This is a genomic window from Amycolatopsis sp. NPDC051106 (assembly GCF_040682775.1).
Taxonomy (GTDB): Bacteria; Actinomycetota; Actinomycetes; order Mycobacteriales; family Pseudonocardiaceae; genus Amycolatopsis.
Genome location: NZ_JBFBBQ010000016.1, coordinates 131,431 through 138,837, shown reverse-complemented (window position 1 = coordinate 138,837; position 7,407 = coordinate 131,431). Strand labels below are relative to the sequence as shown.

8 protein-coding genes are annotated in these 7,407 nt (G+C 71.9%); 2 read left to right on the top strand and 6 right to left on the bottom strand.

Annotated elements, in window-relative coordinates:
* Positions 1–105: 105 nt before the first annotated feature.
* The 4 genes from AB0M83_RS15755 to AB0M83_RS15740 form a co-directional block, all read right to left on the bottom strand.
* Positions 106–1,494, bottom strand: a complete 1,389-nt coding sequence (locus tag AB0M83_RS15755; RefSeq protein ID WP_364517445.1) for a glycine--tRNA ligase — start codon at positions 1,492–1,494, stop codon at positions 106–108.
* Between the two features lie 83 nt (positions 1,495–1,577).
* Positions 1,578–2,219, bottom strand: a complete 642-nt coding sequence (locus tag AB0M83_RS15750; RefSeq protein WP_364517443.1) for a class F sortase — start codon at positions 2,217–2,219, stop codon at positions 1,578–1,580.
* A 143-nt stretch (positions 2,220–2,362) separates the two neighbouring features.
* Positions 2,363–3,001, bottom strand: a complete 639-nt coding sequence (locus AB0M83_RS15745; protein ID WP_364517441.1) for a class F sortase — start codon at positions 2,999–3,001, stop codon at positions 2,363–2,365.
* The gene (locus AB0M83_RS15740; protein WP_364517440.1) at positions 3,002–4,087 is read right to left on the bottom strand and encodes an LPXTG cell wall anchor domain-containing protein; all 1,086 of its coding nucleotides are present in this window, start codon (positions 4,085–4,087) and stop codon (positions 3,002–3,004) included.
* A gap of 275 nt (positions 4,088–4,362) precedes the next feature.
* On the opposite strand from AB0M83_RS15740, the gene AB0M83_RS15735 reads away from it, so the two are divergent.
* Together AB0M83_RS15735 and AB0M83_RS15730 are read left to right on the top strand one after the other, a co-directional pair.
* On the top strand, positions 4,363–4,728 hold the full coding sequence (locus AB0M83_RS15735) for a metalloregulator ArsR/SmtB family transcription factor (protein WP_364517438.1): 366 nt from the start codon (positions 4,363–4,365) through the stop codon (positions 4,726–4,728).
* Positions 4,728–5,141, top strand: coding sequence for a transcriptional repressor (locus tag AB0M83_RS15730; RefSeq protein WP_364517436.1), 414 nt, complete (start codon positions 4,728–4,730; stop codon positions 5,139–5,141). Before AB0M83_RS15735 ends, AB0M83_RS15730 begins: the two co-directional genes overlap by 1 nt.
* A 13-nt stretch (positions 5,142–5,154) precedes the next feature.
* On the opposite strand, the gene AB0M83_RS15725 is transcribed toward AB0M83_RS15730, so the two are convergent.
* Both AB0M83_RS15725 and AB0M83_RS15720 read right to left on the bottom strand, forming a co-directional pair.
* Positions 5,155–5,877, bottom strand: a complete 723-nt coding sequence (locus tag AB0M83_RS15725; protein WP_364517434.1) for a TIGR03943 family protein — start codon at positions 5,875–5,877, stop codon at positions 5,155–5,157.
* A 505-nt stretch (positions 5,878–6,382) separates the two neighbouring features.
* On the bottom strand, positions 6,383–7,378 hold the full coding sequence (locus AB0M83_RS15720) for a permease (protein ID WP_364517460.1): 996 nt from the start codon (positions 7,376–7,378) through the stop codon (positions 6,383–6,385).
* Positions 7,379–7,407 lie beyond the last annotated feature (29 nt).

Here is a 7,407-nt window from a genome sequence, read left to right as displayed (position 1 = left end):
TGGCCGTGACAGGTGACTGGGGTCCGCCGGGCCCGGAAAGCCGTGAAGGCCTCCTTACCGGCATCTTGAGCCGGTAAGGAGGCCTTCACGGGCCTTCGAAGCGGGTCAGCAGCCGATCAGGCGGCCGGCCAGGTAGGACTCCAGCTTGTCGATCGCGACGCGCTCCTGCGCCATGGAGTCGCGGTCGCGGACCGTCACGGCGTCGTCCTCGAGGCTGTCGAAGTCGACCGTCACGCAGTACGGCGTGCCGATCTCCTCGTGCCGGCGGTAGCGCTTGCCGATCGAGCCGGCGTCGTCGAAGTCGACGTTCCAGTGCTTGCGCAGCAGCTCGGCGACGGCCTTCGCCTTCGGCGTGAGGTCGGCGTTGCGCGACAGCGGCAGCACCGCGGCCTTGAACGGCGCCAGCCGCGGGTCGAGCTTCAGCACCACGCGCTTGTCGGTGCCGCCCTTGGCGTTCGGCACCTCTTCCTCGTAGTACGCGTCGATCAGGAACGCCATCATCGACCGGCCGACACCGGCCGCCGGCTCGATGACGAACGGGCGGTAGCGCTGCTTCGACGTCGGGTCGAAGTACGACAGGTCCTGCCCCGAGTGGTTCGAGTGCGTGGTCAGGTCGAAGTCGGTGCGGTTGGCGATGCCTTCCAGCTCGCCCCACTCCTGGCCCGCGTTGAACGCGAAGCGGTACTCGATGTCGACGGTGCGCTTCGCGTAGTGCGAGAGCTTTTCCTTCGGGTGCTCGAAGTGCCGCAGGTTGTCGGCCTTGATGCCGAGGTCGGTGTACCACTTCGTGCGCTCGTCGATCCAGTACTGGTGCCAGGTCTCGTCCTCACCCGGCTCGACGAAGAACTCCATCTCCATCTGCTCGAACTCGCGCGTCCGGAAGATGAAGTTGCCCGGCGTGATCTCGTTGCGGAACGACTTGCCGATCTGGCCGATGCCGAACGGCGGCTTCATCCGCGACGTCGTCTGGACGTTGGAGAAGTTGACGAAGATGCCCTGCGCGGTCTCCGGGCGGAGGTAGTGCAGGCCTTCTTCGGACTCCACCGGGCCGAGGTAGGTCTTCAGCATCATGTTGAAGTCCCGCGGCGCGGTGTACTCGCCGCGCGTGCCGCAGTTCGGGCACGGCACGTCGGACAGGTCGTCCTCGGTGGTCGCCTTGCCGCTGCGCGCCTCGTACTCCTCGGCGAGCTGGTCGGCCCGGAACCGCTTGTGGCACGAGAGGCACTCGATCAGCGGGTCGGTGAACACGTTGACGTGCCCCGAAGCCACCCACACCTGGCGCGGCAGGATCACCGAGGAGTCGAGGCCGACGACGTCGTCACGGCCCTGAACCACGGTCTTCCACCACTGGCGCTTGATGTTGTCCTTGAGCTCGACCCCGAGCGGCCCGTAGTCCCACGCCGAGCGGGTACCGCCGTAGATCTCTCCGCTGGGGAAGACGAAACCACGGCGCTTGCACAGGCTGACTACGGTATCGATGGTGTTCGTGGGCACTCCACGCTCCGGAAGCATGCGGGGACGGTTATCGGACTAGAACGTCCAGGGTATCCGCCGGGGCCCAGGGCTTTTCGCGCAGGCTACGGCCGGGACACCAGCGACGCCGTCACGACCCGGTTGTCCTCGTAGCCCTCGCTGCCGCCGACGTACTCGCCGCCGCAGGTGACGAGGAGCAGCTTGTGCGGGCCGTCCGGGTCGAACAGCTGCTCCGAGCGCCCCGCCAGCTCGGACTTGTGGATCGTCTCGGTCGCGTCGACCCGGTAGACCCAGGCACCGCCCGCGGCGTCGGTCAGCTTGACGTCCTGCCCCTGCTTGACCTGCCACAGCTCGGTGAAGGGACCCTTTTTGCCCTTCCAGTTCACGTGCCCGGACAGCAGGGCGACGCCGTGGTCGGCGCCCAGCTTCGCGCCCCACCACGCGGCTTCGTCGAGGCCTTCGGGGATCTTGAGGGCGCCGGTGTCGTCGAGGTCCTCCTGGACGAGCTTCGCGGCGCCGCCCCCGGGCAGGGACAGCTTCGCGGGCGCCTGGCCGGCGTCCTGCTTCGCGGGCTGGTCCGCGGCCGCCACCGGCGTAGGTGCGCCGTTCGCACCGGCGGGTTCATCCTTTCCGGTGAAGATCAGCAACGTGGCGACGAGCGCCGCGACCAAGAAAGCGCCGGCCACGCCGACGATCCACCAGCGGCCGGGGCCCTGCTTCCGCTCCGCCGGGTTCTGCTCCTGCATGCGCCTGTGCTCCTTCGCTGTCGTGCCGTTGCGAAGACACACATGCGCCGGCGGGCGCGGGAGGTTGCACCGGATCGTGCCGCGACCGGTTCCGCACTTTCCCGTGAAAGTGCGGCTTTGCGGGTGGTTCGGGCGGCGCCGGGTCAGCCCGTCGGGCGGGTCACCAGCTTGGCCGTGACCAGGCGGTTCTCGTCGTAACCCTCGGTGCCGCCGACGTAGTCGCCGCCGCAGGTCACCAGGACCAGGCGGTGCGGGCCGTCCTGGCCGAACCACTTCGCCGCCTGCTCCGGCAGCGTCTCCTTCGGAAGCGTCACCAGGCCGTCGACGCGGTAGACCCAGCGGCCGCCCCGTGCGTCGACCACGCTCACCTCGTCGCCCTCACGCATGCGCCAGAGCTCGTCGAACGGCCCCCGCTGCCCTTCCCAGTTCACGTGCCCGGACAGCAGCGCCGCTCCCTGGTCCGCGCCCAGCTTCGCGCCCCACCAGGCCGCGTCGCCCAGGCCGCGCGGGATCGGGAGCACGCCGCGGGCGGTGAGCTCGGTCCGGACCAGGCGGGCGGTGGCGCCGCCGGGCAGCCGGACCGTGCCCGGGCGCTGCTGCGCGGCGGACTCGCTGTCCGCGGGCAGCACGGCCGGGGCCGCGTTCTCCCCCGGCAGCGAGCCGGGCGGTGGCGCGGCGGCCTGCGTGACCGTCGGCGGCAGCCAGGTCAGCACGATGACGCCGGCCGCGAAGGCGGCCACGGCCAGCGCCGCCGAGACGGCGGCCAGCCCGGTGCGCAGCACCTAGTCCGTCCCGGACTTGCGCCGCCTGCCGAGCAGCAGTGCGACGGCCCCGAAGAACACCCCGCCGAAGAGCAGCCCGATGCCGAGCGGGATGCGCGAGCCGTCCCCGCCCGTGTCGGGCGCGGCCGCGCCGAGGTACCCGGCCGGGACCTGCGTCGGCACCGGGGCCTGCGTCGCGCCCGTGCCGCCGCCGGTGCTGCCCGCGGCCTTCGCGACGAAGCCCTTCGGCACCGAGCAGCTGACCCCGCCGAGCACGATGTTCGTCTGGACGTCCTGCAGCGCGGCGCCCGCCGCGTCCTTGACGTGGGTGGTGATTTCGACGCGCCAGCCGGCGACGGCGGTGTAGTCGCCGCCCCGCCAGCCGTCCTGGCGGATCAGCTGGTCGAACGCGCCGACGCGGGTCAGCCTGAGGTCGGAGAGGGTGGTGTCCTTGCTGGCGTTCGTGATGTCGCCGGGCGGGCCGAGCCGCAGGTTCTTCAGCTCGAGACCGGCGGTGCCACCGGGCATCGGGACGATGCCGAGCCCGCCGTCCTGGCGCACCCACAACCGGGTCACCGACGACGTGCCGGTCAGCTTCGACGGCGCGGTGCAGTCCACCGCCGTCTTCGCGCCTTCGAGCACGAGCACGGTGTTGTCGGCCGGCTTCTCGCCGCCCTGCCAGTTGTCGCGCAGCGCGTAGCTGGTTTCGGCGACGGCGGTGGGCACGGTGGTCGCCTGCAGCGCGGCGACGACGTTGTGGTCCCGGCTCGCGACGCCCGCCGGGTAGGGGTTGCCGTTCGTGTAGCGGCCGAGGTCGATCTGGTAGTGCCCGCCGAAGGTGGCGCGCTCGCCGTCGTCCTTGGGGACCGTGACGCGGTCCGTGCCGAGCTTCGACTGGCCGGGCAGCAGCGGGGAGCGCTGGGTCTCGGTGATCAGGGCACCGCCGTGCTGGCCTTCGCCGCCGATCCGGACCGACGCGATGTTCGCGAAGGAGACCGGCCCGGTCTTCTCGTCGACGGCCTGGCTCTGCGCGCCGGCCACCCCGGCGCCGACCAGCGGGAAGAGGACGGCCGTCAGCGCGGCGGCCTTGAGTGCGAAACGGGTCATGTCTCCCCACTGCTCTGTCCGGGCGGGTCGCCAGCGTACGAGAAGCGACGAAACGCTCCGCGACAACCTTGCACCGTCGGCCACTACATGCGAAGCCGAAGAGGCAATATCCCACGAACTCACCCGAATGGGCTAGTCCGACCGGCCGTAATCCGCAGAGCGCGATGACGGGGCGGGTGCTACCCGGGGGAACACTAGGATGGGTGGCGCCGTTATCGGCAATGACTACGGAATTCATGGTCGCCGGCGGCGATGACGAGCAGCGTGGAGGCGGAATGGCGACAGTCACCGGAGGTGGCGCCCAGCCGGGCCTCGCGGAGTGCGCACCCGCGGCGGCCGCCGCACCGGTCCACCCGCCGTCGTCGGTCCTGACCGACGCCGGTGACCTGCTGCGGGCGCTGGCGGCGCCGGTCCGGATCGCGATCGTGCTGCAGCTGCGCGCGGCCGACCGGTGCGTGCACGAGCTGGTCGACGCCCTCGACGTCGCCCAGCCGCTGATCAGCCAGCACCTGCGGGTGCTGAAGACCGCCGGGGTGGTCCAGGGCGAGCGCCGCGGCCGCGAGGTCGTCTACCGGCTCGCCGACGACCACCTGGCGCACATCGTCGTCGACGCCGTCGCCCACGTGCAGGAAGGAAAGTGATGAACGCCGTCGCCCCGCGCGGCCAGGCCCCGGTGCCCGGGCGCCGATCGACCCGCCAGCGGGCCGCGGTCGTCGAGCTGCTGAGCGCCGTCGACGACTTCCGGTCGGCCCAGGAACTGCACGACGAGCTGCGCAAACGCGGCGACGGCATCGGCCTGACGACGGTGTATCGCACGCTGCAGTCCCTGTCGGAGGCGGGCGAGATCGACGTGCTGCGCACCGACTCGGGCGAGGCGATCTACCGGCGCTGCTCCGCGCACCACCACCATCACCTGGTGTGCCGCCTGTGCGGCCGCACGGTGGAGGTCGAGGGGCCGGCGGTGGAGCGCTGGGCGGAGAAGATCGCGGCCGAGCACGGCTTTTCGGAGATCTCGCACACGGTGGAGATCACCGGCACCTGCGCGGAGCACTGACCCCGAGCGCGGCTCAGTACTCGTACGGGTCCTTCGGGGCCGGGACCGTCGTCATCGAAGCCAAGGTGAAGTCCGGCGTGTAGTTGTTGTCCTTCGTGGCCGTGCCGGGGACGACCTGGCCCGTCACCTGGATCCACGCGTCGCTCGCCAGGTGGTCGGCTTCGCCGCCGTGGAGGTGGACCGTCACCGGGAACGCGTCCGCCGCGCAGCAGCTGATCACCAGGCGGGCCAGCAGCGTGCGGCCGCCGGTGTGCACGATGAAGCCGGTCAGGGAGACCGTGCGGTTGTCGAGGGTGCCCGCCGCGTCCCAGCCCGCCCGGCTGACGAACTCGTTCACCGTCAGCGGCACGACGTTCCCCGTGGGCAACGGCGGGAACGCGGCGGCGTTGGCGGCGGCCGCGCTCGCCGGGACCCGCGCTTCGGTGCGGAGCACCGAGTCCGCGCCCAGGGCGGGCGGTGCGACGAGGAAGACCGCCAGCACGGGGACCAGCAGCAGCCACGCGGGCCGCGCCGAGTGGGAGTGGCCGTGGTCCGGCTCGACGGCGGCCTTCGCCCGCGCGGCCAGGAGATCGCGCACGATGGCGACGGCCCCGAGCAGCACCATGACCGCCCCGCCGGCGATGACCCACGGCTGCTGCGCCGGCTTGACGTAACGCAGGTAGTCGCCGTTGACCGCGATCTTGACCAGCGCGCCGCCGAGCAGGATCAGCAGGATGTTCTGGGTTTCGCGTTTCACGCCGCCTCCAAGGTCGACGAGGGGCGGCCGGCCACGCGGGCCGGCGGATCGCCCAACTCCTGGCAGGCACCCGCCCACGGCAGCGACCGCGGACGGCCGCCGAACCCGGCAAGCCGCGAGGCGGACGACAACTCACGACCTGCCAAAGACTTCCGACCCACACCCGAACCCCGGCAGGGACCAGACCGCGACTGCCGCGCACCGGCCGGCAACTCGCGGTCGGCCAAAGACTGCCGGCCCACGCCCGAACTCCGGCGGCTCCCATACCCGGCGAGCCGCGCGGCGGCCGGCGGATCGCCCGGGGCCCGGCCAACACCCGCACCCGGCAGCGACCGCGGACGGCCGCCAAACCCGGCAAGCTGCGCGCCGACCGACAACTCGCGACCCGCCAAAGACCTCCGACCCACACCCGAACCCGGGAAGGAACCGGACCGCAACTCCCGCCCGGCAGGCACGAACCCCTTGCCCACCAACGACTTCCGGCCGGGCCGAACACCCGTCATCATCACGCCACCCCCACCAGCAGGCCGGCCACCACGGCGCACGCCACCGCCACCACGAACGTCGCCGGGGCGAACCGGGTCGCGAACGACTTGCCGAACGTTCCCGCCTGCAGCGCGAACAGTTTCACGTCCACCGCCGGGCCCACCACCAGGAACACCAGCTTCGGCAGCATCGGCAACGCCGTCAGCGAAGCCGCCACGAACGCGTCCGCCTCGCTGCACAGCGCCAGCACCACCGCCAGCACCGCCATCACCGCGATGCCCAGCACCAGCTGCTCGCCCAGCGCCCCGAACCAGCTGGCCGGCACCAGCACGTTCAGCGCCGACGAAATCAACGCCCCCAGCACCAGGAAGCCGCCCGCCTCGACCAGGTCCGTGCGGGCCGTCTCGGCGAACACCCGCCACCTCTGGCCGCTCGCCACCTCCGGCAGCCGCCGCAGCGCGCGGGCGGTGATCCACTCCAGCTTGCCCCAGCGGGCCCACAGCCAGCCCATCACCATCGCCGTCGCCAGCGAACCCGCGAAGCGCGCCAGCACCATCTCCGGCCGGCCCGGGAACGCCACCGCCGTCGCCACCAGCACCACCGGGTTCACCGCCGGCGCCGCCAGCAGGAACGTCAGCGCCGCCGCCGGCGTCACGCCCTGCCCCATCAGCCGGCGCGCCACCGGCACCGAAGCGCACTCGCAGCCCGGCAGCGCGACCCCGGCCAGACCGGCGACTCCGACCGCCGCGCCGGCTCGCCGGGGCAGCACCTTCTCCAGCACCCGGGCCGGCACGAACGCCGCGATGGCCCCGCTGATCAGCACGCCGAGCACGAGGAACGGCAGCGCCTGCACGCAGACCGCGACGAACACGGTCGAACCCGTGCGCAGCGCGGGCACGTCGAACGCCTGCTGCAGCCAGCCCTGGGCGAGGATCGCGACCAGCAGGATCGCGCACAGCACCTCGACGGAGCTGATGCGGAACCGGCGGGTGCGCCGAGCCGAGTCGGAAACCATGTTCACGAAGGCGATGATGCCAGCAGGGT

Bases quoted from the DNA above. Each gene is read 5' to 3' on its own strand.
- AB0M83_RS15750 (WP_364517443.1), bottom strand. From the start codon at position 2,219: ATGCAGGAGCAGAACCCGGCGGAGCGGAAGCAGGGCCCCGGCCGCTGG.
- AB0M83_RS15740 (WP_364517440.1), bottom strand. From the start codon at position 4,087: ATGACCCGTTTCGCACTCAAGGCCGCCGCGCTGACGGCCGTCCTCTTC.
- AB0M83_RS15735 (WP_364517438.1), top strand. From the start codon at position 4,363: ATGGCGACAGTCACCGGAGGTGGCGCCCAGCCGGGCCTCGCGGAGTGC.
- AB0M83_RS15730 (WP_364517436.1), top strand. From the start codon at position 4,728: ATGAACGCCGTCGCCCCGCGCGGCCAGGCCCCGGTGCCCGGGCGCCGA.
- AB0M83_RS15720 (WP_364517460.1), bottom strand. From the start codon at position 7,378: ATGGTTTCCGACTCGGCTCGGCGCACCCGCCGGTTCCGCATCAGCTCC.